Raw genomic sequence first — 25,694 nt, forward strand, 5'->3', positions numbered from 1 at the left:
GTGTTCGTCACCTAGAACAAGACAGACGGATGGAAAATTGCCGACCAGAACCCTGTCACAAATAATTCATCAAGAAGCCGGGAGAAAAACGCTCAGGACAGCAGCACCACGCCGGCCGGCAGATGGGTGACGCGCGCGCCATACGCGTCGCGTATCAGCCGCTCGGCGTCCGCCACCTGCGCCAGCGAAAAGCGCGCCTGGACCAGGCGCTTGCCCAGTTGCTCGTTCATCAGCACCAGGCGGCCGCGCCGGTAGCGGTTCAACTCGTCGACCACCTGGGCCAGCGGCTGCTGGTCAAACACCAGCCACCCTTGCCGCCAGGCGGTCACGATGTCCGGGTCCACCTTGACCGGCGGCTGCACGCGCGCGTCGTCATAGCGCAACTCCCGATTCGGGCCCACGTCGAAGACGCCCTGCGCATGCACCAGCCGCGCCGTGCCCGACAGGCAGCACAGCCGGGCCTCGCCGCCGATATAACGCAGGTTGAACACGGCGTCCCTGGCGGTTATCCGCCCCTTGCCCGCCACCACTTCCGCCGCCACCGCCCCGCTGCGGATCTCGGCCTCGCCATCGGCAAGCTCGATGACGGATCCTCCGCCGGACATGGCCGAGACGTTGATGCGCGTCTGCGTATTCATCTCCACTTCCAGCGCATCGCCCAGGGCCAGCCGGCGCTGTTCGCCGGCCGCGGTCCGATAGTCCGCGCCCAGGTCGTCCAGGCCCGGCCATAAGCCCAGCGGAGGCCGGAACGCCAGATAGGCCGCCGAAGCCGCCAGCGCGCCGCCCAGGAACGCCCGCCGGCCCAGGCCCGCAGGCTTGGCCTGGCGAGCTCCGGCGCTTGCCGCCAGTTCCTCGCGCACCGCCGGCCCCAAACCTTGCCAGAGCCGCTTCTGGTCGGCAAAGGCCGCCTCGTGCCCGGGACTGGCGCGCAGCCAGTCGCGAAAGGCGTCGGCGTCGGCCTGCGTGGCGCGCCCCGACGTCAGGGTCAGCAGCCACGCGCGCGCCTCTCGCGCCAGCGCGTCCTTGTTCTTGTGCTTTCCGGGCATGATCATCGTCAGCGCCATGGTCCTTCGTCCTGAGTCGGCGCCTGCCTGCCGGGATGCCGCTGCGGGGGCTCTTCGACACCCCCGGCGTCCAGTTCCCGCGCGCAATGTTCCAGCGCCCGCTTGAGTTCCTTGGATACGATGCGCTCGGACACGCCGTAGCGCCGCGCAATCTCCGCATGCGGCAATTCGTGCACGCGGGCCGCCAGCAATATCTGCTGGGTGCGTTCGGGCAATCGCCGCAGGGCGCGCCGGAACGCGTCGATCTGGCTGCGGCCCTGCGCGATGCGCGCGGGGTCGGCGGCCTCGTCCGTCATGTTGATCAGCTCGCTGATTTCCACCCCCGTCAGCAGGCGGGAGTCCCTGCGCCGCTGGTCCTCGGCAATGTTCAGGGCCACGCGGAACAGGTAGGCCGCCGGCTGCTGGATGGACGAGCTGGCGGGCAGGTCGTTCACCTTCAGAAAGGCTTCCTGCATCGCGTCGTGCGCCAGGTCCTCGGAGCCCAGCCGGCGCTTGAGCTGGCTGCGGAAGTCGTTGTAGCGCTCCAGGAAAATGGACAGCAGGGAACCGTCGGGCTTGCTATCGCGCACGGCTGGCTCCCGGCATGCCGGCGCAATCGCCCGCGTTGCGGGGCTCCAGCAGCAGCGTGACCGGCTGCGGCATGCCCGCAGGCAGCGGCCCCACGGCCACGCCGCGCAGCGCCGCCTCAAGCTGGCCGTCCAGTCCGGGCGAGCCGGTCGACGCCACCCAGCTCACGCGGCTCACCCGCCACGCCTTGTCGAACCAGAGCTGCATCAAGGCCCGGTAGCTGCCGGGTTCGGCGCCCGCCGCCGCGCACAGCGCCCGTTTCACCGCGCCTTGCAGCGCCGCGGCGTACTGCGTGTCGCGCAGGCGCCTGGCCTGTTGCCCGTTCCGGACGGCGGGAGCCTGTTCGGCCACCAGCGTGAACGACTGCGCGCTCGCGTAGCGTATGGCCAGGGAAGAGCCCGCCAGCAGTTTGCGCAGGGCCTCGCCCGGCGCGTAGTTCCCCATCACCGCCGGCGCCTGCCTGCCCTCCGTCAGCGCGCTGTCCACCAGCACGGTCAGACCGCTGACGAGGCTGTATTCGGCAAGCGCCTGCGCCAGGGGCTGCGCCGCGATGGCGAATGCGATGGGACGGGGCGGCGGTTCGGCCAGGCCGGGCGCCGCCAGCGTGAACAGGCCCAGCGCCAGACAGGCGCGCAACGCGGCGCCCAAACCCAGACGGGCGGCGGTCATGAACGCGTACGCAAGTGGAAAGTGCCCGGCATGGCGATGGAGATGGGCGGCAGCCCTGACCAAAAGCCGCCATGCTAGAGCCGCCGAATGACGCATTCGTGACACGCCCGGCGAACGCGGCTCGCCGCCGCCATGCAATCGTCACCCGCCGGGCCGCGTCCCTCCCTATACTGCCCGGATGGTGCCGGCCGTCCCGTGCCGGGCGCAACTCAAGGAACGCGCATGCGCAACGTGTGTCTTTACGCGGGCCGCGCCTGCCTGCTGTGGCTGGCGGCGACGGCGGCCGCGCCTTTATCGGCCGCGGAGGCCGGGACCGAACCCGCGCCGGCCGCGTCGGCCAGCAAGCCCGCGCCGCCGGAGGGCGCGTGCATCGAGACCGAAGTGAACGGCTACCGGGCCCTGTCCTATGACTGCCTGAACCAGAAGATGGCGCCCGCGGCCACGCCCAGGCCGCCCGCCGGGCTGGAGTCCGAAGCCGTCACGCAGCGTCCGCCCAACCAGATGGGCCTGCCCACCCCGGCCACCATCGGCAACCGCATGGGCAACACCTTCGGAACGTCCGCCTTCCCGCAGCGCCCGCAGCCGTAGCCGCGCGACGCCTACATGCGGGTAATGAAATAGATCTTCTTGACGAACTGATCCACTTCCCAGCGGCCCGTGTAGCCCTCGGGCATGACGAAGGCCTCGCCCACCGTCAGTTCATGCACGGTGCCGTCCGGATCCACCAGGCGCGCCGCGCCTTCCACGATGTAGCCGAACTCGATGTAGCCGGTGGTGTTGGACTGGAACGTGCCGGCGGTGCTTTCCCAAACGCCGGCCTCGGCCTTGCCCGCGTTGCCTTCGAAGGCGGTCACGGTGCGAAACGCCGCGTCGCCGGAAATCGGGCGGCGGGGCTTGCCTGGCACCGGGTTTCTCATCGGGCCGGCATCGATGCGGACGAGCCGCGACTGGTCATGTTTCATAGCTGTTCCTGTATAGGCAGGGGCAAGGCGGCGCCCGCGGATGCGTCAGTGCGCCGCCACCACCAGCACCTCGGCCATGGCCCGGCTGACGGTGCGCATGCGGTGCGGCAGTTCGGAATCGAAATACACGGAATCCCCGGTTTCCAGGCGGAACTGGCGTTCGCCCACATATACCTCGATGGCGCCCTTGAGCACCAGCAGGAATTCCTCGCCCGGGTGCGGAAAAACCGCGGCGGCATCGGGGAAATCCCGAGGCGGATGGACCACGAAGGGTTCCATGGCCTTGACCTTGCGCCGTCCGGCCAGCGACTCATAGTGATACTCGGAGCCCAGGCCGCCCCGCTGCAGGGCTTCGCGGTCCGCCACGCGGACCACGCTGACCACCTCGTCCTGCGCGGCGTCGTCCGCGCCCACCAGCTGCGACACGCCCACGCCATAGGCCTCCGCCAGGCGCAGCACGGTGGAAATCGATGGCTCGCTCAAGCCCCGCTCAAGCTTGGAGAGGTAGCTCTTGGTCAATCCCGTGCGCTGCGCAAGCTGTTCCAGGGACAGGGTTTGCTGGCGGCGCAAGGTGCGTAGGCGGTGCGGCAGGTCGATCATGGGCAGGCAAAGCGCAAAGGCAACAGGTAAGCATGCCCGAAACCGGCGTTGCCGTCGAGCGCCCCTGCCCCGGCCCGCCCTAGCTCAGCACTTCGGGATGCATGCGCAACGCGCGCCGCGCGTAATACGAGAAGCCCACCTGCGAGCGCTTCGGCGTCAGGATCCAGTCGTGCGCCTCGCGCCCCAGCGCGGCCGGAATCGGCTGGATCTTGCCCGCCGACATCGCCAGCAGCTGCATGCGCGCGGCGCGCTCGAACTGCAGGGCCAGCACGCAGGCCTCTTCCACCGAGCCGGCCGCGACCAGCATGCCGTGGTGCGACAGCAGGATGGCGCGCTTGGAACCCAAGGCCGCCGAGATGATCTCGCCTTCCTCGTTCCCCACCGGCACGCCCGGCCAGTCCTTCAGAAACGCCACGTCGTCATACAGCGGGCAGTTGTCCATGTGCGAGATCTCCAGCGGGACCTCCAGCATCGACAAGGACGCGACGTGCAGCGGGTGCGTATGGATGATGCAGTTCACGTCGGGCCGCGCGCGGTAGATCCAGGAATGGAAGCGGTTCGCCGGATTGGGCATGCCGCCGCCCTCCTGGACGCGCAGGTCCTCGTCCACCAGCAGCAGGTTGCTGGCCGTGATCTCGTCAAAGCCCAGGCCCAGGCGCTGCGTGAAATAGCGGTCGGGCTCCGGCGCTCGCGCCGTGATCTGGCCCGCCAGGCCCGAATCGTGCCCGCCGTCGAACAGGATGCGGCAGCTCAGCGCCAGGCGCTCGCGCAGGCTCCATTGCGGCGTCTCGAACTGGCGCTGCATCTCGTCCTTCGCCCGCGCGATCAGTTCGTCCTTACCCAAGTGCATCGTATCGGCCATCATGTCTCCGTCATGCCGTTTCCATCAACGGCGTAAATCCCGGCAAGGCGCGCATGCGCGCCAGCCAGGCAGTAATGTGGGCAAAGGCGGACAGGTCATACCCGCCCTGCTCCGCCATGCTCGTATAAGGGAACAGCGCGATATCCGCGATGGTCGGCGCGGTTCCCACCAGATAGGTCCGGCCCGCCAGATGCGCGTCCATCAGCGCCGCCGCCTTCATGCCGATGGCGCGCCACGCGGCCATCTCCGGATCGTTCACGCCCGCGGTCCGGCGCAGGTGGATCAACAGCCGCGGCTGCGCGAACGCATGCATGTGTTGCGTCTGCTCGAAGCTGAGCCAGCTCGCGACCTGCGCCTGCGCCAGCCGGTCCGCGGGCAGCCAGGGCGTGCCCAAGGCCAGGTACCAGAGTATCGCCTGCGACTCGGCCAGCCATTCCCCTTCCGGCGTCAGCAGCGCAGGCACCTGCCGCCACGGATTGATGCGCGCGAACTCGGCGGTTTCGAGGTCGCCCTGGACGATGTCAAAGGTGCGCCGCTTGACCGGCAGGCCCATCAATCCGCAGGCCAGCCGGACCTTCCATGCATTGCCCGAACGCAGCGTGTCGGCCAGTTCCAGCGGCTTGCCAGCCAGGGGGTGAGGCGCCTGATTCGTCATCGTCAATCCATCCTGATGTTGGCGCGCTTCACGATCTCGGCCCACTTGGCCTTTTCGCCGCCGATGAAGCGCTGGTATTCGTCCGGCGTACCCGTGTAGAGCTGCGTGCCCTGCGCCGCCAGGCGTTCCTTCAGCTCGGGCGAGGCCAGCGTCTTCTGCAACGCCGCATTCAGCGCGGCCAGCACGTTGGGCGGCGTGCCCGCCGGCGCAAAGAAAGCGTTCCAGGAGCTGATCTGCAAAGCGGCGTCGCCCACCTCCACGCTGGCCGGCACCGCCGGCGCGGAAGGCAACCGCTTGTCCGACGCCACCGCCAGCGCCCGCAGCTTGCCCGACGCCACATGCGGCATGATGACCGGGCTTGCGTCCATCACCACGTCCACCTGCTCGCCGATGGCCGCGTTCACCGCCTCGCTGCCGCTCTTGAACGGCACGTGCACGATATCCACGCCCGCCGTCAGCTTCAGCAGCTCCAGGCCCAGGTGCGGCGAACTGGCGTTGCCCGCCGATCCGAAGTTCAACCTGGCCGGGTTGGCTTTCGCGTAGCTCACGAATTCGCTGAACGACGCCGCCGGCAAGCCGGCCCGCACCGCCAGCAGGTACGGCGATCCGGACACCATGCCCACCGGCGCGAACTTGTCCGCGTCATAGCCGAGCTTGCTGTAGATCAGCGGGTTCACGACCTGCGTGCCCACCGTCCCCATGAAGATCGTATAGCCATCGGCGGGCGCCGTGGCCGCCATCTGCGCGGCGATCACCCCGCCCGCCCCCGGCCGGTTCTCGACCACGATGCCCTGCCCCAGCACATCCCCCATGCCCTTGCCGACCTGGCGCGCCACGATATCCGTGATGCCGCCGGCGCCAAACGGCACCACCAGCCGGATCGTCCGCTCCGGATACGCCGCCTGCGCGCCCCCCGCCATCCCCGCCGCCATCGCCAGCGCAGCCACCATGCCCAAGACCTTCATGCCATTCCCCTTGATTGCGCCGTGTCGGCTCTAATGACACAAAGTGTCCTATAGAGCATTGATTTTCCGCAAGAGAAATGTGATTGGGGAAATCCCTGAAGAGCAGGACTGCAGGTTGAAGAAAGGCGAACTTCACGATAAGCCCGATTAAATTCGCGCAATCGGATGGATCGTTGCGACGCCAAGTCCGGAATGCGCGTCCCTGCGCAAGCGATGCGGCATCGAGAAGGCCCTGGCCAGCCAGGACCCGGATCTCAAGCCACGCCGTGCAATGAGCGATAGGTCAGGCACTCCTCGACGCCGAAGCGGCCGTTCTCGCGTCCGAGACCCGAATCGCGCCGCCCGCCAAAAGGCGTGGCCAGATTTTGGGGCGCCCCATTGACGATGACCTGCCCCGTTGCCATTCGTCGGGCAAAGGCGGCCGCTTTCGACGCGTCCGATGACCAGACGGCGCCTGACAGGCCATAGCGCGTCGAGTTGGCTAGCTCCAGCGCCTGATCGACCGTGTCATACGGCATCAATGCCAGGACTGGCCCGAATACTTCTTCCTGAGCAACCTCAAGGGCCGGCGAGACATCCGACAGCAGGGTCACCGGGCAATACCAGCCCCGGTCAAAGCCGACCGCACGACCGGGGCCGCCCGCGACCCGTCGTGCGCCCTGTTGCAAGGCTCGCTCGACCATGGCATTGACGCGGGAAAACTGCCGCTGATTGGCGACCGGACCCAACCGGGTTGCCGGATCCGCCGGATCGCCCAAGGGCCAATCGTCGAGCAGCGCGCTCAGGCGCGCTTCCACCTCGGCAAGACGGGCGCGCGGAACGATCAAACGGGACTGGCTGACGCATGCCTGCCCTGAGTTCGCCAACGCCATGCGCAATGAAGTGCTCACGGCAGCCTCCAGGTCCGCATCGGGCAGCAGCACCGATGCCGATTTGCCACCCAGTTCCAACGTGACCCGCTTGAGGTGCTGCCCTGCATCGGCCATGACCGCCCGTCCGACCGCAGTGCTGCCGGTGAAGCTGACCTGATCAACGCCAGGGTGCGTTGTCAACGCCCGGCCCACCTCGGCGCCGCCCCAGACCAGATTCACGAGGCCCTTTGGCAGCGCGGCATCCTGACATGCTTCGATAAACTGCCAGGCCGCCCCCGGGGCAAATTCGCTGGGTTTCAGCACGACCGCACAACCGGCGGCGATGGCGCCCGCGACCTTCGCCACAATCTGGTGCAGCGGGAAATTCCAAGGTGTGATCGCTGCAATGACGCCCACTGGAACTCGCTCGACCAGCCCATTGCCAATCCGCTCTTCCCAAACGATGTCATCGAGCGCCGCGCGGGCAAACGCCAGGCCTTTCAAAGCCATGGGCACCTGCATGGCGGCCCCCAGCCAGACCGGGCACCCGATCTCAAGCGCCAGGCTTTCCACAATGGCCTGCGAACGCGTCTGTACGGCGGCGGTCAGGCGGTCCAGAACATCACGCCGGTCTTGCAGGCTGGACTGCGCCCACAAGGCCTGCGCTTGAACTGCGCCGAGCACGGCATCGTTCAAGTTTTCGATCGAACACTCTCGCACGCTGCCTTGCAGCGCCTCTGTTGCGGGATTCTGCACATGGGCGAAGACCGCGCCATCGCAAGACAAGACATTCCCGCCGGAAAAGTACGATTCATAGTGCATCAAATCGCCCCATCCAACGGATTGGCCGGCGCGGCGGGTCCCGTCATCCCTTTCATGGGCTGCAGACGCAACAAATGCCAGGGACTGGGCACAACGCCTATCTTCACTTCGATCATGACTGGCCCCCTGGTGTTCATCGACTGTTCGACCAGCGCGCCCAGGGCCTCGGGGGTTTCCACCTGCTCGAACGGCACCCCGAAGGCCTGCGCGAGCAGGCGAAAATCCGGATTGCTCAGTTCGACCGCCACCTCGGCGCCGAACTCCCGGCGCTGAATGGCGCGAACATTGCCATAGTGGCCATCGTTGAAGACGATCAGCGTCACCGGCAATTCATACCGCTTTGCCGTCGCCAGCTCCTGCAGATTCCAGCCGAACCCGCCGTCGCCGGTAACGGATACCACCCGGCGGCCGCAGCCACCGACGGCCGCGCCCAGCGCAACCGGAAAGCCGTAGCCCAACGTCCCTTGGTAGCCGGGGCCAATATAGGTGTGGGGCTGATAAACCGGGAAAGCGATTCGCGCCAGATAGCCGATCTGCGTCAGCTCATTGACGAAGATAGCGTCATCAGGCATTGCCTTGCGCAGCGCATTGACGTAGTCCGCCTGGGGGGAAATCGAATCGATCTGCGCTTGGGCCCAGCGCTTTACCGCCAGGGCATCGGACTCCTTTAACACCGCGCGCTTTTTCAGAAACTCGGCAAGCCGCGGCAGTTCTTGCGCGGCATCGCCAATCAGCGCCACATCCGGCATGCGCGGCGGCGTCACATCGGCAGGATCGATATTGAGATACACAAAGCGCACGCCCTCTCCCTGCGGCCAGGACGCCGTCGGCGTCATCGCGTCGATAAAGCGGCTACCCACCACGACGATGACATCAGCGTGCTGAAATACGGCGCGCCCGGCCAGCGAGTTCATGGACAAGGGATGACGGTCGGTCAGCGCGCCACGGCCATTGTCGCTGGCAACGACCGCCGCACCGATCTTCTCGGCCAGCACGCGCAAACCCGCGGCGCCAGCAGGATTATTCACGCCGCCGCCCGCGTAAATGACGGGAAATCTGGCCCCATTGATCAGCGCTGCCGCGGCCTGGATCAGCTTCTCGTCGACCAGCGGCACGGGCGCCGGATGGGTACTGCGCTCGTTGTCCTGCTCAACTGGCGTCTGCAGGTAATCATGCGGGATTTCAACGCCCACCGGCCGCGGGCGGCCGGTATTCAACTGCGCGAACGCCGCATCCATGGTCGACGCAATATGGTCGGCCGACTCGACCATGGCGTTCCATTTCGTCAGGCCGGCGACAAAGCCGGTCTGGTCCTTGATTTCGTGCAGCAGACCATAGCCCTTGCCCACACCCTTGGAGTGGATCTGCGGCGTGACGAACAGAACCTTGGAGTTCGATGCATACGCCGTAGCCAGCCCTGCGCCTGTATTCAGGGCGCCCGGCCCGGGCACCACCATGGCTGCCCCGATCTGGCCTGACGCCCGAAAATAGCCGTCAGCCATGTAAGTCGTGGTCTGCTCGTGACGCGGCACGAATAGATTGATCTCGCTACTGCGCTGACGCAAGGCGTCAACCGCCCAATCCAGCTGGATTCCAGGGATGAGAAACAGGTCTTTGATGCCGTGCTGGATCAAATTTTCCACCAGTGCGTGTCCGCCGGTCTTGATGGTCATTACGGGTACTCCTCGCTTGCGTGTTCTAGAGGTCGAAGATGCGACCTGGATTGAGAATGTTCTTGGGATCGAGCGCTTGCTTGATCGCCTTCATGGCTGCCAGATCAGCCGGGCTGCGCGCCCGGCCCAGCATGGCCTTTTTCTTGCGGCCGACGCCGTGCTCGGCCGTCACCGTGCTGCGGTAGTCGGGCAGCAGGCTGTACAGCGCGGCTTCAACCCGCTGCCTGACGTCATCGGAGTGGCATGGACCGATGCACGCATGCATGTTGCCGTCGCCGGCGTGGCCGAAGAAATAGGCGTTTACGGGAAGCGCCTGCGCCGCCAGATTGGCGCGGGCCGCCCTTACAAAAGCGTCGTAATCGGCCACCGGCATGCCCAGGTCAAAGCCGGCGTACGGACGGATGCGGGCCTGTATTTCGCCCACGGATTCTCGTATTGCCCACAAGGACTGCGCATCCTTGACGGAGCTGGGCAACACCACATCGTGAACCAAACCTTCTTCCCAGGCCTGCGACAGCACGGTCTCCAGCAAGGCTGCCAGCGCCGACTCGTCATCGCCTTCCAGCTCGGCCAACACGGCGCGGGACGCGGCAAAGCTCTCAGGCAGGGTCCGACTGGCGGTATGCGCGGCGATGGCGGCGTCGACAAATTCAGGCCACATCACCTCAAATGCCGAGAGCTTGTCGCCGAAACCCACCCGGCAATAGCGCAAGAGATCCGCAATCGCCACCTCGGGCGACAAAGCCAGCAGCGCCGTCATGCGCACGGCCGGTGCGGGAACGAGGCGCAGCGCGAGCTTGCTGATCACCCCCAACGTGCCTTCGCTGCCGACCAGCAACTGCGTCAGGGAATAGCCAGCATTGTTCTTGACGAGGGTGTTGGCCGGACCGAGCACTGACCCGTCGGCCATGACTGCCTCCAGCCCCAGAACCAGATTGCGCGTGTTGCCATACTTGATCACCCGGCATCCGCCTGCATTGGTCGCTGCGTTGCCGCCAAGCTGGCACGACCCCCGCGAACCCAGATCCAGCGGAAATGCCCAGCCTTCGGCTTCGACCATGGCTTGAACTTCGGCCAGGATCATGCCTGCCTCGACGACGATGACACCCGCCTTGCGGTCGAAGCTGACCACCTGGTTCAGGTTTTCCAGCGAAAGCACGTGCTCGCCGTCGCCCGGCGCGGCTCCGCCGGATACGCCGGTCCGGCCTCCCTGCACCGCAATCGGGGCCCCGGTCGCATGATGGCCGCGCAGCCACGCCGACACGTCATCCACCTTGCGGGGCCGGAATACCGAGGCAGGAGTGCCGTATCGCGTTCCTGTCCAGTCGTGCAGATAGCGCTCTTCAATGCTCACCGCACTTCCTCTTGCAAGGCCTTGAGCAATCGGGCGTTGTTCTGCTCAGAGCCGATGGACACGCGCAACCAGGCCGGCAGCCCGTAGCCGCCAACCGGCCGGACAATGAGACCGTGCTGCTCCAGTCGCTTGGCCAAGGCCCCGCCATCGCCCACCTCGACAAGGACGAAATTCGCGTACGAGGGCAGATACCGCAGGCCCAGCGCATCAAAACCGGCATAGAGTTGCTCGCGACCTTGTGCATTGACCTCCACGGTCCGATCCAAGAAGTCCTGATCGGCCAGTGCGGCGATGGCGGCGGCCTGCGCCACGGCAGTCACCGAAAAAGGCGCGCGCAGGCGCCGCAGCATGGCCGCCACCTCGGCCTGGGCCACGCCGTAGCCGACGCGCAAGCCGGCAAGGCCGTAGGCTTTCGAAAACGTCCGCGTCAACAAGACGTTCGGATGTTTGCCCACAAACCCGAGCGAGTCCGGCCCATCCTGTTCCGGCAGGTATTCGACATAGGCTTCGTCGAGCACCGCCAGGATGTGCGACGGCAGCCGCTCCAGGAATTCAGCCAACGCTCGCTGCGGCACGCGGGTGCCGGTGGGATTGCCCGGATTGGCCAGATAGATGACCGCAGTATCGGGACGAATCGCAGCCAGCAACTGCTCCGGGTGCACGGTGAAATCGGGCGAGGGCACTTCGATGCCCACGGAGCCGGCCCGGTGCACGGCGTTGACGAACGCCTGGAACGAGTATTGCGTGTAGACCGCTGACCGGCCCGGGCCGAGGAACGCCGCGGCGACGATGGCAAGCAGGCTTTCCGAGCCTGCCCCGACCACCACTTGCTGCGCGGCCACGTCAAGCATCTGGCTCAGCGCGTCGACCAAAGCCGTCGCGTCGTTATCGGGATAGAGCGACAAGTCCATCGCGACATTGCGCGCCGCCGCCAGCGCAAGCGGACTGGCGCCCAGCGGGTTTTCATTGGACGCCAGCTTGGCGATGCGCTCCACCGGCATGTCGAGGCGGCGCGCAAGGTCTTCAATCGGCAAGCCGGGGATATACGCCTTCAGGCTGGAGATATGCGCCGGGACGTTGGGAGAGTAAGTCATTTTTTGCCTATTGCTCTATTGCTATTCAGGAGTGAAACCGGATTCCTTGATGACGGGCCCCCACATTGCCAATTCGGCATTCAAGCTATCGCGCAAGGCCTCATGCGGCATGTAAGCGGGTTGAAGCACCAGTTCATTCAAGCGCTTGACGACCTCGGGACTGCTCAGCACTTTCCGGAACGCTGCGTCATACCGGGCCACCACCTCGGGCGGAGTACGCGCTGGCACGAAGGCGCCAAACCAGCCTTTCACATCCATCCCTTTGATGCCCTGCTCTTCGAGGGTGGGAATATCAGGCGTCAACGTGTAGCGCTCGGGGCTGAAGATGCCGAGGATCCGCAGCTTTCCGGTGCGCGACTGCTCGTAGTGGTCGACGAGGGTGTCCACGCCTGCGACGACATGCCCGCCCAGCAGATTCGTGATCAGCGGCGCACCACCGGCAAAGGGCACGTGGGTCCATGAAATTCCTGCATTCGCGGCATAAAGCAGGCCGGAGAAGTGAGCGAGGCCGCCGGCGCCCGAAGAGCCGTAATTCGCCTGTGCCGGATGGGCCTTCAGCCAGTCGGCCAGGTCTGCCGGAGACGCGATTCCCGAATTCGCGGCCACGGACAAGGCAAAGGGATAAGACACCAGCCGCGCTACCGGCGCGAAATCCCGGCGTATGTCGAAATTGAGCTTATCGGCGTACACCAGCGTGGCGATGGTGGTAACCGAATTTGGCACGATCATGAGATAGCTGCCGTCCGCCTTGGCCGCCTTGGTATAGCCCGCCGCAATACGCCCTCCCGCGCCCGCCCGGTTGTCAACCACCACCGTCGCGCCGAGTTCTTTGGACAAGGGCTGGGCGAGCAGCCGCGCCACGGTATCGACACTGCCGCCCGGGGGGTAGCCAACCACCAGATTGATGGTGGATGGCGCGTCGGCGGCAATGGCCGCGCTTTGTCCGATAGCAAAACCGAACGCACAGCACAGGCTGGCTCTCAGCAGTTTGAGCATGTGATTTCCCTTGGGTGTTTTGTTGGTCATTGGCGGGCTATCTTGTCGATCCACCCTGCTGACGGTCAACGCTCAGCGGCACATCGCGATTACCTCCGGCAATCGGGGGGAGATACGAACCGCGCCATGGCGCCAGTTCAGGCGCATGTTGCCTAGGGATAACCCCGAAGCGCCGCTTATGCCGGTTTCAGAGAACGGACGAGCCGCCGCTGCCGCCGTATCATTGCGAGACGCCGTTTCGTTCAGCGCAACAAAGAAGGGTTTTTTATTTTGGCCATGACACTGCAACAGCTACGGGATTTCCTCGCCGTGATTGAACACGGGGGATTTCGCGCAGCCGCTCGCGCCCTCGACGTGTCTCAGGGCGGACTTACCAAGAGCATTGCAAAGCTCGAAGACGACTACTCCGCCATCCTGGTTCGCCGCGACGCCAAAGGCCTGCAACTGACCCCAGAAGGCGAGGCACTTGCTCCCATGGCCCGGGCCGTCATCGTCGAGGCGGACCGAGCGTCCAACTGGCTACGCCAAAGCAGCGAAAAACAACGCCCAGCGATCAGCGTCGGCGTGTCAATCGATCCCGCGCTACGCCTCGCCCCGACCGTCTTCAGCGATTTCCGCCGCAGCAATCCCAACGTCGCCCTGCATCTCACCCACTCGGTGACCAGCGACCTGCTGATGCATCTGCGGGATAACCGCATCGAACTCGCGCTGGTCCGGCTGTCCGGGACACCGGACCCGGCCCTGTCCGAAGACTTGCACATCGAGCCCCTATATGAAGGCGAGCCCGTAGTGCTGGCGCGTTCCGGCCATCCCCTGAACGATGTGGCCAGCGTTGCCGTTCTCAACACCTATGACTGGATCGTCGTCGGCGGCGCGCCTGACGAGAAGTCCGGCGACGCCAGCCTGGTGGAGATCTTTGACCGCTATAACGTCGGCCGCCCGCGCGTGGCCGCCTATTCTTCGTCGCTGTTTGACGCGGTATCGCTGCTGCTGCATTCGGACTACCTGGCTCGTCTGCCGCTCGTGGTGCTGCACCACCCCCTGGTCAAGGGCAAGCTCAAGCCCATCAAGGTCAGCGAACACGTTCGCCCCTACACCGTCGCGCTGGTCTATAAGTCTGGCCGAAAGCTGAGCCGCGAGGCGCAACTGCTCTGCGCCATGATCTCGTCCTTTGTACGCATCGACAACGCGCGCAAAGGCCTTCCGAATCCGGCCGCGCCTGCAGGCTGATTCCTCCGTACAGCGATTGCCAGCCGCAATCGCGATGCATGCTCCGCAATTGACCCTGTCCAGCGAGCGGAACACCATTCCCTCGATTCGTAAATGAGCGCGAACTCGGCGGCATTGTCCGCCACGCAGGCTTGATCGCAGGACCGCCTCCTCGCAGCCTCTCGCGTGCGGCCTCGTTGCGCGGCAACAGAGCCGCCGAAGCTCACGCCCCATAGCGGAAAAAAACCCCATCAAGGGCGCTTTTTTTACACGTCCGCAGAATCAGCGCTGTATGGCGCCCACCTGCTTCACCACGGCGCCCCACTTTGCCGTCTCACGGTCGATGTAAGTGGAAAAATCCGCCGTATTCAAATAGGCCGGCTCGACGGCCAAGGTGCCAAACTCGCCGACCACCTTGGGGCTCGCCAGAATGCTCTTTACGCGCGCGGACAAGGTCTCGACGACGGCAGGCGGGGTGCCGGCCGGTGCGAACAGTCCCAACCATCCGCCCGCCTCGTAGCCTGCATGCCCCGATTCCGCAATGGTCGGCACCTCTGGCGCGGCGGCGGCGCGTTTGGCGCTGGTCACCGCCAGCGGCGTCACCTTGCCGCCCTTGATCGCGCCAATCGCGGATGTCAGGTCCACGATCGCCAGCGGGATCTGACCCGCCATCACGTCGGTCAGGGCGGGTGCGCTGCCGCGGTACGGAACCGCCACCATCGTGGCATTGATCATCGATCCGTACAGCACGCCGGCCAGATGATGCGACGTGAACTGGCCCGATGTTCCGTAGCTGATGCCTTTATCCTTCACCGAGGCGGGGCCGACATCGCCCAGCGTCTTCAAACCAGACTTCTGGCTGGCCACCAGCACCAGCGGGATATCCGCCAATCTGGCAATCGGGGCCAATTGCTTTTTGGGATCCAGCGGGGCGGCGTCCGGAAGATGCTGATTCACGGAGATGGCGCCGGTCGCGCCAATAGCCAAGGTATAGCCGTCAGGCGCTGCGTGCGCCAGCGCAATCAAGCCGGTCGTGCCGCCTGCACCGGCGCGGTTCTCGACCACCACCGGTTTACCCAGCGCCTGAGAGAGCTCGCGCGCCACCACGCGCGCCACGCCATCGGCTGACGCACCCGGAGCAAAGGGCGCTATCAGGGTAATCGGCTTATCGGGATAGGTTTGGGCGTAGGCCCCTGACGCCGCGGCCAGACAAGCGGCGCCCATCATGATGTTGACGCAGGCATTGATTTTCACTGCGTTGTCTCCTGGTTTTAGTATGAGTTTTTCACTGCACAGGTCCCGTGCAGCGAAGCTCGTATTTTTGAACCACCATCAGCATGCCGCCAGCCATCGGAAGCAATCGCGATTGAAGAAAGGAATCGCGATTGCTCAGGCCCGCCGGATCAGGGACGCATTGAGTTCAGCGAGGCTGCCGACACCCAGAAGCGTCATTGTTCGGCGCATTTCATCTTCAATAATGGACAGCACGTGCGCCGCGCCTTGCGGTCCTCTGGCCGCCATTCCGTACAGCGTGGCCCGGCCAAGCCAGATGCTGTGCGCCCCGCACGCCAGCGCCTTGATGACATCGCTGCCGCGCCGGAAGCCGCTATCGGCCATCACTGTCAGGTTCTGCCCTACTGCCTGCGTGATCATCCCCAGCGCCTGCATCGGGCTTTGCGCGCCGTCGAGCTGGCGGCCACCGTGGTTGGACACCACGATCGCATCCAGGCCGTGTTCCGACGCCAGCCGCGCGTCCAGAACGGACTGCACGCCTTTCAGAATCAAAGGGCCAGGCCAGGCCTGCCGCAGCCAGCGCACATCGTCCCAATCGATGCGCCGCTTCAGGTGCGTCTCCATGACGAACGGCTCTTTACGCGAATAGGGGAAATTCGCGAGCCTGGGCTGCCCATGACGCACCATCTGCCAGGCCCAACCGGGATGCCGGGCAAAGTCCAGCAGTTTCTCGGCATCCAGCCTCAAGGGCAGGCGCGACCCATGACGGAGACTTGCTTCACGCTTTCCGGCGCAGGGCGTGTCCACGGTCAACACCAAAGCCGAGTAGGCTGCGTCTCGCGCGCGCTCCACCATGGCCTCTGTGGCGTCCCTGTCGTTTAGCAGGTAGAGCTGAAACCAGCGTGTCGCGCCGTTATCCGTTTGCCGCGCGACCTCCTCGATCGACATGGTCGACGCCGTGGACATGATGTACGGAATTCCCGCCTGCGCGGCGCACCGAGCAAGACCGAGATCGGCCTGCGGCCAGAACAGGCCGGCGAACCCGGTTGGCGCGATGGCCAAGGGAAGACGCGAAGGGATGCCAAAGGTGTTTATCGCCAGATCGACATCGGCAGCGGCCACTCCCTGAAGCACGCGCGGTTCAAAATGGATGTCGTGCAGATTCTGGCGGTTCAGCCGGCAGGTAAGCCCATCCTCCGCGCCGGGGTCCAGGTAGTCGAAGGCGATTCTTGGCAAACGCCGACGCGCCGCCTGCCGATAATCCTCGACATTGACGAATTTCTTCATGAGGGGTCCAAAATGACAGAAGGCGCATGACCTTCCGCGGGTCAATCCGGCGTGATTCGCAGCCTCCGTGGCATACGGGTCGGCCAGTCCCACCCAAAGGCACGGGCCTTCTCACACAAACCGGAAGTTCAGTTTTCCAAGCGAGCCGTAATCGGCCTCGAAGGCATCGCCCCGACGCGCCGCCACCGGGCGCGTAAAGGATCCCGCCAATACGATCTGACCCGGTTGAAGGCTCTCTCCCCACGGCGCAAGCTTGTTGGCCAGCCAGGCCACGCCGACGGCCGGATGGCCCTGCACGCCGGCCGCCAGGCCGGTTTCCTCAACGACGCCGTTCTGTCGCAGCACGGCGCCGCACCAGGGCAGATCCACGGCATCCGGGCGCACCTTTTCGCCGCCGATGACCACGCCGGCATTGGCGGCGTTGTCGCTGATGGTGTCGAAGACCTTGCGCATTGCCTTCGTGTGCCGGTCAAGCTGCTCGATGCGGGCATCGATGATCTCGATGGCCGGCGTAACGTACTCGGTGCTTTCCAGTACGTCCTCGACCGAGACGTCCGGTCCCTTCAGGGCGCGCTTGAGCACAAATGCCAGTTCAACCTCGACGCGCGGCGCGATGAAGCGTTCCGTGGGCAGGTCCAGCACGCTTCCAGGCTCGCAGGTGTAGAGCATGCTGTCGAGCAAGGTGCCGTAGTCGGGCTCGTCGATCTGGCTGGACAATTGCATGGCGCGCGACGTGAGCCCGATCTTGTGGCCGATGACCTGCCGGCCTTGCGCGCGCTGCATGGCCACCCAGGCGCGGCTGATCCGATAGCCGTCTTCCAGGGTGATCTCGGGATGGCGCTTCGAGAAATGCTCGACTTGCTTGCCGGTCTTCTCGGATTGGTCGAGTTCGGCCGCCAGCGCCTGAATCAAGGTATCGCTTAGCATTACTTTCCTCCTTGCTGAAACAGCGCGTGCAGATTTCCGAATTTCGCGTCATAGGCCTGCTGGCCGATGTCGACCTGGAAGGTCATGCCGACCCGCCTGGCTTCCAGCAAGGTGTCCAGCTGCGAGCGGGCTGCGGCCGTAATGGCGTCGCCCGCCGCCTGAATCACGGAATCGCTGCGGCCGGCGCCCATGCGCAGGTTCAGGTACACAAACCCGTAATCGCCGGACTCGCCGCCCGCAAGTCCTGCCGCGCCGTTGTCGGCGACCGCATGATGCGCCGCCGGGTAAGCCAGCACGCGGATGCCCCCCACCGGAAAAACAGCCTTGCCCTCCTCGTCCCTGACCTCACGCATGGCATCCGCCAATGCTCGGCAGACCGCCGTCATGTCCACGGCCGGTTCGAGATTGCCTGAATAGAGAATCACCAGGTGCGGCATCTCATTCTCCGAGCGGAGTGACGGGGAAGATGGCGTTGATCTGGCCAGTCCCCGAGCTGCCGAAGTAAGGCGTGACCACCTCAACCGGCGCTTCGTATTCGGTCCAGCCCAGCGCGCCAAGCAGCATGGCGGTGTCGTGCATGCCGCCTTCACCCCAGCACTTGTCGTTGTACATGGCCAGCATCGGGCAAAAGGTCTTCCAATCCCCCTGCTCCCAGAGTTCGACCACGCGCCGGTCCACCTGCTCCAGGAACGGATCCCAGACCTTGTTCATGTACTGAGGAGCCGTGCCGTTCTCGGCAAAGTGATGGCTAAGGGAACCACTGGCAAGAATGGCGACAGTGCCCTCGTAACGCTCTTCGATGGCCTTGCGCACCGCTCGGCCAAAGCGCACGCTGGTATCGAGGTCGTGCCAGACGCACCAGCCGGAGATGCTGACGACCTTGAAATGCTGGTCGCTGTTCATATAGCGCATTGGCACCAGAGTCCCGTACTCGAGTTCGAGCGTCGTGTCGCTATGCGCGCGAGTCGCCACGCCCATTTCGTTGGCGACTTCGGCAATCAGTTCGCCCAGCGCCGGATTGCCGGGATACTCGTAGGGCAGGTTCTTGATGAAATGCGGCAGCTCATTGCTCGTATAGCAGCCGCTGAACTTCGGCCCGCAGTTGATGTGATATTCACTATTCACCAGCCAGTGCACATCGAACACCACAATGGTGTCCACGCCCAGTTCGCGGCAACGTCGGCCGATTTCGTGATGCCCGTCTACGGCCGCCTGGCGGCAACCCTTGTTCGGGCCGTTCTGTTCGCTCAGATACATCGACGGGACATGGGTGATCTTGGCGGCAAGCGCGAGTTTCCCCATGATCAGGCTCCCCAGTGCGGAATGTGATGGCTACCCATCGAAACGGCGACGTTCTTGGGTTCGCAGAAGACTTCGTAGCTCCAGGTGCCGCCTTCGCGGCCCGTACCCGACGCTTTGGTGCCCCCGAAAGGCTGCCGCAGGTCGCGCACGTTCTGGCTGTTCACGAAGCACATGCCGGCTTCGACGGCGGCGGCAACACGATGGGCACGGCCGATGTTCTCGGTCCAGACATAGCTGGACAGGCCGTACTGGATGTCATTGGCCAGTTCGATGGCATGCGCCTCGTCACGGAAGGGAATGATGCAAGCCACCGGCCCGAAGATCTCCTCCTGCGCAATCTTCATCCGGTTGTCCACGTCGGCAAAGACCGTCGGCCAGACAAAGTTTCCGTCGCGCACGCGCGTCGGCAATTCCGCGGCGTACGAGGGGCGGTCCAGACCGCCGCACAGCAGCGTGGCGCCTTCTTTGGGGCCCAGCTCGATATAGCCGCGGACCTTGGCCATGTGGGCTTTACTGATCAAGGGACCGACAATCGTCTTCTCATCGAGCGGATCGCCAACCGTAATCCGCTTGGCACGCTCGGTGAACTTCTGCACGAAGTCCGCATAAACGCTTTGTTGCACGAGGATGCGGCTGCCGGCAGTGCAACGCTGGCCGTTGTTCGAAAAAATCATGAACACGGCGGCATCCAGTGCGCGGTCCATGTCCGCGTCGTCGAAGATCACGAAGGGACTCTTGCCGCCCAGCTCCATGCTGAACTTCTTCAAGCCGGCCGACTGCACGATGCGATTTCCGGTCGCCGTCGACCCCGTGAACGACACGGCTCGGACATCTGGGTGCGCCACCAGCGGTTCGCCGGCGTCCTGGCCGTAGCCATGCACCAGGTTCAGCACGCCGGCGGGGATGCCCGCCTCAAGCGCCAGTTCGCCCAGACGCGCAGCCGTCAGCGGCGACAGCTCGCTCATTTTCAGCACCGCCGTATTGCCAAAGGCCAGGCAAGGCGCGGTCTTCCAGGTGGCCGTCATGAACGGAACGTTCCAAGGGCTGATCAAGGCGCAGACCCCAACCGGATGGAACAAGGTGTAGTTCAAATGGGTCGGCGTCGGATAGGTATGCCCGTCGACCCGAGTGCACATCTCGGCGAAGTAGCTGAAGTTGTCCGCGGCCCGCGGCACCAGTTGCTTGCCGGTCTGGCCTATGGTTTGGCCACAATCGTTGGTCTCGGTCTGAGCAAGCTCCGGAACATTGGCCGTGATCAGCTCACCCAGCCTTCTCACCAGGCGCGCGCGCTCGGTGGCAGGCGTAGCCGCCCATTTCGGAAAAGCGGCCTTGGCCGCGGCCACGGCGGCGTGCACTTCCGCCTCGCCGCCTGATGCGACCTCGGCCAGGACGTCCTGCGTCGCGGGGTTGATCGTCTCGAAGTACTGCTTGCTCTCGACGGACTTTCCGTCGATCAAATGTTGAATACGCATCATCGTTCCTTATCGGCCAAACACTGAATCACCAACAATGGTGTTGGAGAGGGAACCGATTCCCTCGATCTCGCAGACCACCACGTCGCCTTCGTTGACATTCACCACGCCATCGGGCGTGCCGGTCAGAATCACGTCGCCCGGATTCAACGCCATGAAACCGCTGAGGTACTCGATCAGCGCCGGAATGTCGTTAACCATGTTGGCGGTGCTGCCCCGCTGGGTGACCTCGCCATTGACGCGCGTGCTGAGCGCCAGGGCATGCGGATCCGCCACCTCGCCGGCATCGACCAGCCAGGGGCCGAGCACCGTGCAGGTATCCCGGTTCTTGACACGCAGATTCGGCCTGTACCAGTTTTCCAGGTAGTCGCGGATGGCGTAGTCATTGGCCACCGTGTAGCCCGCCACATGCGCCATGGCGTCGGCAGCACGTACATTTCGCGCCGGCTTGCCGATAACGACCGCGAGCTCGCACTCGTAGTGCATATAGGTGGCGTCCGCAGGGCGTCGCGTCTGGGCCTGATGACCCACCACGGCGCCTGGCCCCTTGAAAAACACAAGCGGCTCGTCTTTGCTGGTGACTGTCAGCTCCTTCGCCAACTCCTTGACGTGGTCGGCATAGTTCAGCCCCAGCACGATCACGGTGCCGACGTCGAACGGCGGCAGCCAGACAACCGCGTCCTCGGCCAAGACCCGGCCATCGGCCAATTGCAGCCCCTCGGCATGCGGGGTCGCGGTATGGACAGCGCCGGCATAGGCAACACGCGCGGTTTTCATTGGGTGATTCCCTCCAGGGTCTGCATACCGGCGGTCGCAAGGGAGAACGTCTGCCCACGGCGCACCAGGGGACCGTCGATGCGGGCGCCCATCAAGAGCACGTCTCCCGCCGACAAGGTCATAAAGTCCGTGACGTCGGCCAGCAAACGGGCCGCCGGACGAATCAGGCCTCGCATGGACACCTGTTGCGCGAACTTGCCCTCGATACCGACGTCGATGGTCAGTGCATCGGGATCCAGGTCCGCGGCGATCTTTCCGCCCAGCAGGCAGGAACGGTCGCGCGCAACAAACCGCACCGACGGACGATAAAAAGTTTCGTGAGGGATTGTCATATCCGCCACCAGCAGCAGCCCGCTGACGTAATCCAGGGCCTGCCCGGCGGCGACCCGGCAGGCGGTCCGTCCGATGACCAGCCCAATGGTGGCTCCCAAGCGCAATGCCTCCTCGCCCTCCGGGATCACCACGGCCTGACCATCGGGCACAAGCGTGTTGCGCGGCTTCATATACAGCACCGGCCCTTTCGGCGGCGCTTTGTGGGGCGGCTCGTGCGCTGCAGCTCCGATCTGCTCAAGAGCGGACGGTTGATTCAGCAGCGCGCCGTAAACGACGCCGGACAGCCGATATGGCTTCTCGTCGTAGACGGGGAATTGCGGCATGGATGCCTCCTGCAAGAGTTGAAAATCCGGGTGGAATCAGTCGACCCTGGCGCCCGAGGCGCGCACGACCTTCGCCCAACGCTCACTTTCCGATTCCATATAGCTGGCGAGCTCCTGCGGCGTGCTGGTACGGACCGACATGCCGTCATCCTGGAAGCGCTTCACCACGGCCGGATCGGCCAGCACCTTTCCAAGCGCGGCGTTATAGGCCTGGGTGATCTGTGCGGGCGTTCCGGGCGCTGCGACCAGGCTTTGCCAGGCAACCGCCTCATAATCCGTCGTGCCCGGAACACCGGCCTCGCGCACCGTCGGCGCATCGGGCAGAGACGCGAGCCGGTGCGTTGACGTAACCGCCAGCACCCGCAGCTTTCCAGCCTTGATCTGCGGCAGCACAGGCGCCAGGTCGGCGAACATCATCGATACCTGACCGCCCAGGAGGTCGTTGAGCGCGGCAGCCGACCCCTTGTACGGCACATGAGTGAGCGATACGCCGGCCGAAGTCTTGAACAATTCACCCGCGAGGTGTTGCGGGCTGCCATTGCCCGCGGAGCCGAAACTCAGGCTGCCCGGGTCCCGCTTGGCCAGCGCCACCAGCTCCTGCAAGGTGTTCGCCGGAACCGACGGGCCGACCACAATGGCCAGCGGCACCTCGGCGACCAGGCCCACGGGCGCGAAATCGCCGGGCCTGTACGGAAGCGATTTATAGAGACTGCGATTGATGGCCAGCGTAGTGCTGGTCGCCATCAACAAGGTGTTGCCATCAGGCTGCGCGCGCGCAACCGCCTGGGCGCCGATGATCGTGCCTCCGCCCGCGCGATTCTCAACAACGATGGAACGGTCCAGTTCTTGCGAAAGACGTTGCGCCACAATGCGCGCCAGAATGTCGGTGGCCCCGCCCGGCGCATAGGGGACGACCAAGGAAATTGGCGGCTGCGCCACCGCCAGGCCGCTCGAAACGGTCAAGGCCCCGGCGCACAGCGCCCGGGTCACTCTCAACAGGAAGCTCATTGTTGTCTCCATGATTTTGTTCTTGTGAATATCAGGTTGGGCCAGCCCGCGGCCGCCCCGGGCTAGCTCACTCAGGCGAGGGCACCTCGCAACTGGTCTAGCAGTGCGCCGCAGTCGGAAGGCAAGGTGTCCGCGCGCCAAGCCACGTGCTGATCAGGGCGGGAGATCAGCAATGCATGCCGATAGGCCTGCGGCGCCGCGCCGGCCGGAACATCCAGCACTGTCAGCGGCAACCCCCGCTCCGCCGCGGCATCCAGCAATGGCTGGACATCGGCGTCTGTATCCAGGCGCAGCAGGCAGTAATCCGGCCCCATGGCGTCATACAACGAGCGGCCGCCCGGCAGGACAAAGTGCGGCGTACGGCAACCCGGCACAGTGGATGGCGTGAAACTGCCCATCGCGTAGCCCGGATGCGATTCTCCGTCGTAGACGATGAGCGGCGATTTATCGTAGAAATAGCCAAAGTTCAGGCCCGCGCAGCAGTATTGCTGGACGTTCAGCTCATAAGCCCGGCGTCCGACTTCCTCGCGCACGGCGCGTCCAGCATCGTCTTGCGCTTCGATGTTCTGTGGCACGATGCGGCGTTCGGTCGCCATGGCGTGCGCGTGATCCATCACGAAGTACGAGACCTGCGAGGTAATGGGGTGGCGCTCGGCTACATGGGCTTCGAGGATATCCGGGGCGCCCCAGCCGTTGACCACGGCCGCCAGTTGCCATGCCAGATTGGCGGCGTCCGCAATGCCGGCATTCATCCCGTAACCAGCGTAAGGCACCCAGAGATGAGCGGCGTCGCCGCAGATGAAGATGCGTCGGTCGCGGAACCGGTCGGCCACCAGACGCCGCCCGAACCAGTCTTCCCTGTTGATGACCTCGTACTCGAAGCTGTCATCGACGCCCAGAATCTGACGAATGCTGCGGTCTCTGTCCACAGACTCGAAGTCAGGTTCGTCCTCTTTCAGGTAGTTGTGGATCAGCCAGAGCTCTTTGCCATCGATGGCGTACATGTTGCCGCTGCGAACCGGGCTGAGCGTGAACGTAGCCCACGCCGGCTCGTGCTTGAACATCGACAGAAGTTTCGGGGCGCGAATGTACGTGGACTGCACGCGCTGGATGACGGCATCGCCTACCAGCGTCGCGCCGATAGCCGTTCGGATCTGCGAACGGCCGCCGTCACAGCCCACCAGATAGTCTGCCTCGAAGGTCAGCGCTTCGCCCGTTTCCAGGTCGCGCGCTCGAACCTGAACGCCGGTGGCGTCCTGGCTGACGCCGCTGACCTCCACCCGGCTGCGGATGCTCAGGCCCTGCATGGACTCGGCGTGCGCAAACAGAATGGGTTCCAGATAGATCTGGTTTATCCGATGAGGAGGTTCCATCGTCGGCCAATCGGTATCCGGCCCCGGGTCATGCCGAAGGCGGCCGGCGCGGCTTGGAATTGGAATCCTCGTAAGCTCGATGCCCGTGGCGCTGGTGCGGTAGGCGACATCATGCGGATACTCATCGGGAAGCCCGCCCGCGCGCACGGCATCGGCGACGCCCAGACGCCGGAATACCTCCATGGATCGCGCCGACACATGATTGCACTTGACGCTCGGCGCTTCACCGCGCGGGCGTTTTTCAAGAACCAGCACACCGACCCCACGTGATGCCAGGTCCATGGCCACCGTCAAACCGACGGGGCCGGAACCCACCACAATCACGTCATGCTTTTGCCTGCCACCCATAATGTTTTATCCGTTTGATTTCGAACGAGGCCAGTGTAGGGAGGCGTGGATGGGCATAACAAACGAGACTTTCTTATGCGTTTATAAAAAACTTTAATAAGTTTGATAAATCGCAAACAGCTGCGTGACGAAGAGCCGCTCCAGGCCTTGACGACGGGCATTTCTGGATGCTATTCGGCCAGCCCGACAACTTCCTCGCAGTGCAGCAATTCTGCTTCCTCGGGACCGTCATCAAAGTGGACCTGAACCCAGATTCCGTCTCCGATGTTGTCGACGATTTCGGCCCTGCGGCCGTCCTTGAGCGCCAGTCGTTGGCCGACCTGCAAGTTGATGAAATTGATCATGAGTGTTTCCCGTGGGTCAGGCCCAGCTCAAAAGAACATCGTGAGGTTCTTCGCCAGCAGTACGTTCTGCGGCAAGTGAATCTCGCGGCGCACCAGTTTCCAGCCTCCATCCGACTGGCGAAAGCGGTCGTATCGGCGTCCGGCGAAGAAGTACTCTTCGTACTCGCATCGGTTCTGGTACATGAGGAACCGGCTTCGGACATCGACCTCCAGACCGCCTTCGTGCGTATCCTGGATGGCGGTCAGTTGCACATTGCTGACCATGCGGGACAGCCGCGACAACGGCTCCTCGGCCCAGTGAACCCCCGTCATGATCTGTTCGGCTCGCTTGCTGAGCGTCCACTTCCCTTCGTTGAACCAGCTCATGTGCTCGTCGAGGCGCGTCTTCTCATTGCTTTCGTGCTTCCCGAACTTGACGTTGAAGTGCATAGGCATGAAGTAGACGAGATCATCGGCCAGTGTCTCCAGCCAATCCGCGAACCGGCGAGAATCAAGCAGCTCGCATTCGTCATAAAGGTGCTCTTCAATTTCCGCCTTCAAGGCGTAGTAGCGCGCATCGCGCGCAACCGTGGCTGCCGTGGGCTTTTCCGCGTCAATCAACTGTTCATTCATCTCACTGTCCTT

The 25,694-nt window shown here is 64.4% G+C and carries 27 protein-coding genes; 2 read left to right on the forward strand and 25 right to left on the reverse strand.

What is annotated here, in order from left to right:
- Positions 1 to 92: 92 nt before the first annotated feature.
- From ACFWP0_RS14640 to ACFWP0_RS14650, 3 genes are read right to left on the reverse strand one after another with little or no spacing between them, the layout of a single operon-like run.
- Positions 93 to 1,064 (reverse strand): FecR family protein, encoded by a 972-nt coding sequence (locus ACFWP0_RS14640; RefSeq protein ID WP_377843135.1) that lies wholly within the window; start codon positions 1,062 to 1,064, stop codon positions 93 to 95.
- On the reverse strand, positions 1,055 to 1,633 hold the full coding sequence (locus ACFWP0_RS14645) for an RNA polymerase sigma factor (protein WP_377843138.1): 579 nt from the start codon (positions 1,631 to 1,633) through the stop codon (positions 1,055 to 1,057). Before ACFWP0_RS14645 ends, ACFWP0_RS14640 begins: the two co-directional genes overlap by 10 nt.
- The gene (locus ACFWP0_RS14650) at positions 1,623 to 2,300 is read right to left on the reverse strand and encodes an STN domain-containing protein (protein ID WP_377843141.1); all 678 of its coding nucleotides are present in this window, start codon (positions 2,298 to 2,300) and stop codon (positions 1,623 to 1,625) included. The genes ACFWP0_RS14645 and ACFWP0_RS14650 overlap by 11 nt, the downstream gene beginning before the upstream one ends.
- Before the next feature lie 222 nt (positions 2,301 to 2,522).
- Between ACFWP0_RS14650 and ACFWP0_RS14655 the strand changes: the two genes are divergently transcribed.
- Complete coding sequence (locus ACFWP0_RS14655) at positions 2,523 to 2,888, forward strand: hypothetical protein (protein ID WP_377843143.1); 366 nt, start codon at positions 2,523 to 2,525, stop codon at positions 2,886 to 2,888.
- A gap of 11 nt (positions 2,889 to 2,899) precedes the next feature.
- Here ACFWP0_RS14655 and ACFWP0_RS14660 read toward each other — a convergent pair whose 3' ends face one another.
- From ACFWP0_RS14660 to ACFWP0_RS14705, 10 genes are all read right to left on the reverse strand, one after another.
- Complete coding sequence (locus tag ACFWP0_RS14660) at positions 2,900 to 3,262, reverse strand: cupin domain-containing protein (protein WP_377843146.1); 363 nt, start codon at positions 3,260 to 3,262, stop codon at positions 2,900 to 2,902.
- Positions 3,263 to 3,307: 45 nt separating this feature from the next.
- Positions 3,308 to 3,862: a helix-turn-helix domain-containing protein gene (locus ACFWP0_RS14665; protein WP_377843148.1), complete on the reverse strand. Its 555-nt coding sequence runs from the start codon at positions 3,860 to 3,862 to the stop codon at positions 3,308 to 3,310.
- Positions 3,863 to 3,941: 79 nt separating this feature from the next.
- A complete protein-coding gene (locus ACFWP0_RS14670; protein ID WP_377843387.1) occupies positions 3,942 to 4,724 on the reverse strand; it encodes an aldolase in 783 nt (260 codons plus the stop codon).
- Between the two features lie 10 nt (positions 4,725 to 4,734).
- Positions 4,735 to 5,379, reverse strand: a complete 645-nt coding sequence (locus tag ACFWP0_RS14675; protein WP_377843151.1) for a glutathione S-transferase family protein — start codon at positions 5,377 to 5,379, stop codon at positions 4,735 to 4,737.
- 2 nt (positions 5,380 to 5,381) lie between these two features.
- On the reverse strand, positions 5,382 to 6,344 hold the full coding sequence (locus tag ACFWP0_RS14680; RefSeq protein ID WP_377843155.1) for a Bug family tripartite tricarboxylate transporter substrate binding protein: 963 nt from the start codon (positions 6,342 to 6,344) through the stop codon (positions 5,382 to 5,384).
- Between the two features lie 254 nt (positions 6,345 to 6,598).
- Complete coding sequence (locus tag ACFWP0_RS14685; RefSeq protein WP_377843158.1) at positions 6,599 to 8,017, reverse strand: aldehyde dehydrogenase family protein; 1,419 nt, start codon at positions 8,015 to 8,017, stop codon at positions 6,599 to 6,601.
- On the reverse strand, positions 8,017 to 9,690 hold the full coding sequence (locus ACFWP0_RS14690) for a thiamine pyrophosphate-dependent enzyme (protein WP_377843161.1): 1,674 nt from the start codon (positions 9,688 to 9,690) through the stop codon (positions 8,017 to 8,019). The genes ACFWP0_RS14685 and ACFWP0_RS14690 overlap by 1 nt, the downstream gene beginning before the upstream one ends.
- Positions 9,691 to 9,715: 25 nt before the next feature.
- Positions 9,716 to 11,044, reverse strand: a complete 1,329-nt coding sequence (locus ACFWP0_RS14695; RefSeq protein WP_377843164.1) for an FAD-binding oxidoreductase — start codon at positions 11,042 to 11,044, stop codon at positions 9,716 to 9,718.
- A complete protein-coding gene (gene hisC / locus ACFWP0_RS14700) occupies positions 11,041 to 12,138 on the reverse strand; it encodes a histidinol-phosphate transaminase (RefSeq protein ID WP_377843166.1) in 1,098 nt (365 codons plus the stop codon). The genes ACFWP0_RS14695 and hisC overlap by 4 nt, the downstream gene beginning before the upstream one ends.
- A 21-nt stretch (positions 12,139 to 12,159) precedes the next feature.
- On the reverse strand, positions 12,160 to 13,134 hold the full coding sequence (locus tag ACFWP0_RS14705; RefSeq protein WP_377843168.1) for a Bug family tripartite tricarboxylate transporter substrate binding protein: 975 nt from the start codon (positions 13,132 to 13,134) through the stop codon (positions 12,160 to 12,162).
- Positions 13,135 to 13,410: 276 nt separating this feature from the next.
- On the opposite strand from ACFWP0_RS14705, the gene ACFWP0_RS14710 reads away from it, so the two are divergent.
- Complete coding sequence (locus ACFWP0_RS14710) at positions 13,411 to 14,364, forward strand: LysR family transcriptional regulator (RefSeq protein WP_377843171.1); 954 nt, start codon at positions 13,411 to 13,413, stop codon at positions 14,362 to 14,364.
- A 261-nt stretch (positions 14,365 to 14,625) separates the two neighbouring features.
- Here the strand turns inward: ACFWP0_RS14710 and ACFWP0_RS14715 are convergent, their stop codons facing one another.
- The 12 genes from ACFWP0_RS14715 to ACFWP0_RS14770 form a co-directional block, all read right to left on the reverse strand.
- Positions 14,626 to 15,597: a Bug family tripartite tricarboxylate transporter substrate binding protein gene (locus tag ACFWP0_RS14715; protein WP_377843173.1), complete on the reverse strand. Its 972-nt coding sequence runs from the start codon at positions 15,595 to 15,597 to the stop codon at positions 14,626 to 14,628.
- Positions 15,598 to 15,732: 135 nt separating this feature from the next.
- A complete protein-coding gene (locus ACFWP0_RS14720) occupies positions 15,733 to 16,863 on the reverse strand; it encodes an alpha-hydroxy acid oxidase (RefSeq protein ID WP_377843175.1) in 1,131 nt (376 codons plus the stop codon).
- Positions 16,864 to 16,974: 111 nt separating this feature from the next.
- A complete protein-coding gene (gene hpaH / locus ACFWP0_RS14725) occupies positions 16,975 to 17,790 on the reverse strand; it encodes a 2-oxo-hept-4-ene-1,7-dioate hydratase (RefSeq protein WP_377843178.1) in 816 nt (271 codons plus the stop codon).
- Complete coding sequence (locus ACFWP0_RS14730; RefSeq protein WP_377843180.1) at positions 17,790 to 18,227, reverse strand: 5-carboxymethyl-2-hydroxymuconate isomerase; 438 nt, start codon at positions 18,225 to 18,227, stop codon at positions 17,790 to 17,792. Before ACFWP0_RS14730 ends, hpaH begins: the two co-directional genes overlap by 1 nt.
- Before the next feature lies 1 nt (position 18,228).
- Complete coding sequence (gene hpaD / locus ACFWP0_RS14735; RefSeq protein ID WP_377843183.1) at positions 18,229 to 19,092, reverse strand: 3,4-dihydroxyphenylacetate 2,3-dioxygenase; 864 nt, start codon at positions 19,090 to 19,092, stop codon at positions 18,229 to 18,231.
- Between the two features lie 2 nt (positions 19,093 to 19,094).
- Positions 19,095 to 20,564: a 5-carboxymethyl-2-hydroxymuconate semialdehyde dehydrogenase gene (hpaE, locus tag ACFWP0_RS14740; protein WP_377843389.1), complete on the reverse strand. Its 1,470-nt coding sequence runs from the start codon at positions 20,562 to 20,564 to the stop codon at positions 19,095 to 19,097.
- 9 nt (positions 20,565 to 20,573) lie between these two features.
- Positions 20,574 to 21,341 carry a fumarylacetoacetate hydrolase family protein gene (locus tag ACFWP0_RS14745; protein WP_377843185.1) on the reverse strand — a complete coding sequence of 256 codons (768 nt, stop codon included), beginning with the start codon at positions 21,339 to 21,341 and terminating at the stop codon, positions 20,574 to 20,576.
- On the reverse strand, positions 21,338 to 21,997 hold the full coding sequence (locus tag ACFWP0_RS14750; RefSeq protein WP_377843188.1) for a fumarylacetoacetate hydrolase family protein: 660 nt from the start codon (positions 21,995 to 21,997) through the stop codon (positions 21,338 to 21,340). The genes ACFWP0_RS14745 and ACFWP0_RS14750 overlap by 4 nt, the downstream gene beginning before the upstream one ends.
- Before the next feature lie 36 nt (positions 21,998 to 22,033).
- Positions 22,034 to 23,005 carry a Bug family tripartite tricarboxylate transporter substrate binding protein gene (locus tag ACFWP0_RS14755; protein ID WP_377843192.1) on the reverse strand — a complete coding sequence of 324 codons (972 nt, stop codon included), beginning with the start codon at positions 23,003 to 23,005 and terminating at the stop codon, positions 22,034 to 22,036.
- A 71-nt stretch (positions 23,006 to 23,076) separates the two neighbouring features.
- Positions 23,077 to 24,726, reverse strand: coding sequence for an FAD-dependent oxidoreductase (locus ACFWP0_RS14760; RefSeq protein ID WP_377843195.1), 1,650 nt, complete (start codon positions 24,724 to 24,726; stop codon positions 23,077 to 23,079).
- Positions 24,727 to 24,896: 170 nt separating this feature from the next.
- A complete protein-coding gene (locus ACFWP0_RS14765) occupies positions 24,897 to 25,070 on the reverse strand; it encodes a hypothetical protein (protein WP_377843198.1) in 174 nt (57 codons plus the stop codon).
- A gap of 27 nt (positions 25,071 to 25,097) precedes the next feature.
- Positions 25,098 to 25,682 (reverse strand): 3-phenylpropionate/cinnamic acid dioxygenase subunit beta, encoded by a 585-nt coding sequence (locus ACFWP0_RS14770; RefSeq protein ID WP_377843201.1) that lies wholly within the window; start codon positions 25,680 to 25,682, stop codon positions 25,098 to 25,100.
- Between the last annotated feature and the right edge of the window lie 12 nt (positions 25,683 to 25,694).

This window comes from Achromobacter sp. NPDC058515, from assembly GCF_042721735.1.
In the GTDB taxonomy this organism is placed as follows: domain Bacteria; phylum Pseudomonadota; class Gammaproteobacteria; order Burkholderiales; family Burkholderiaceae_B; genus Achromobacter.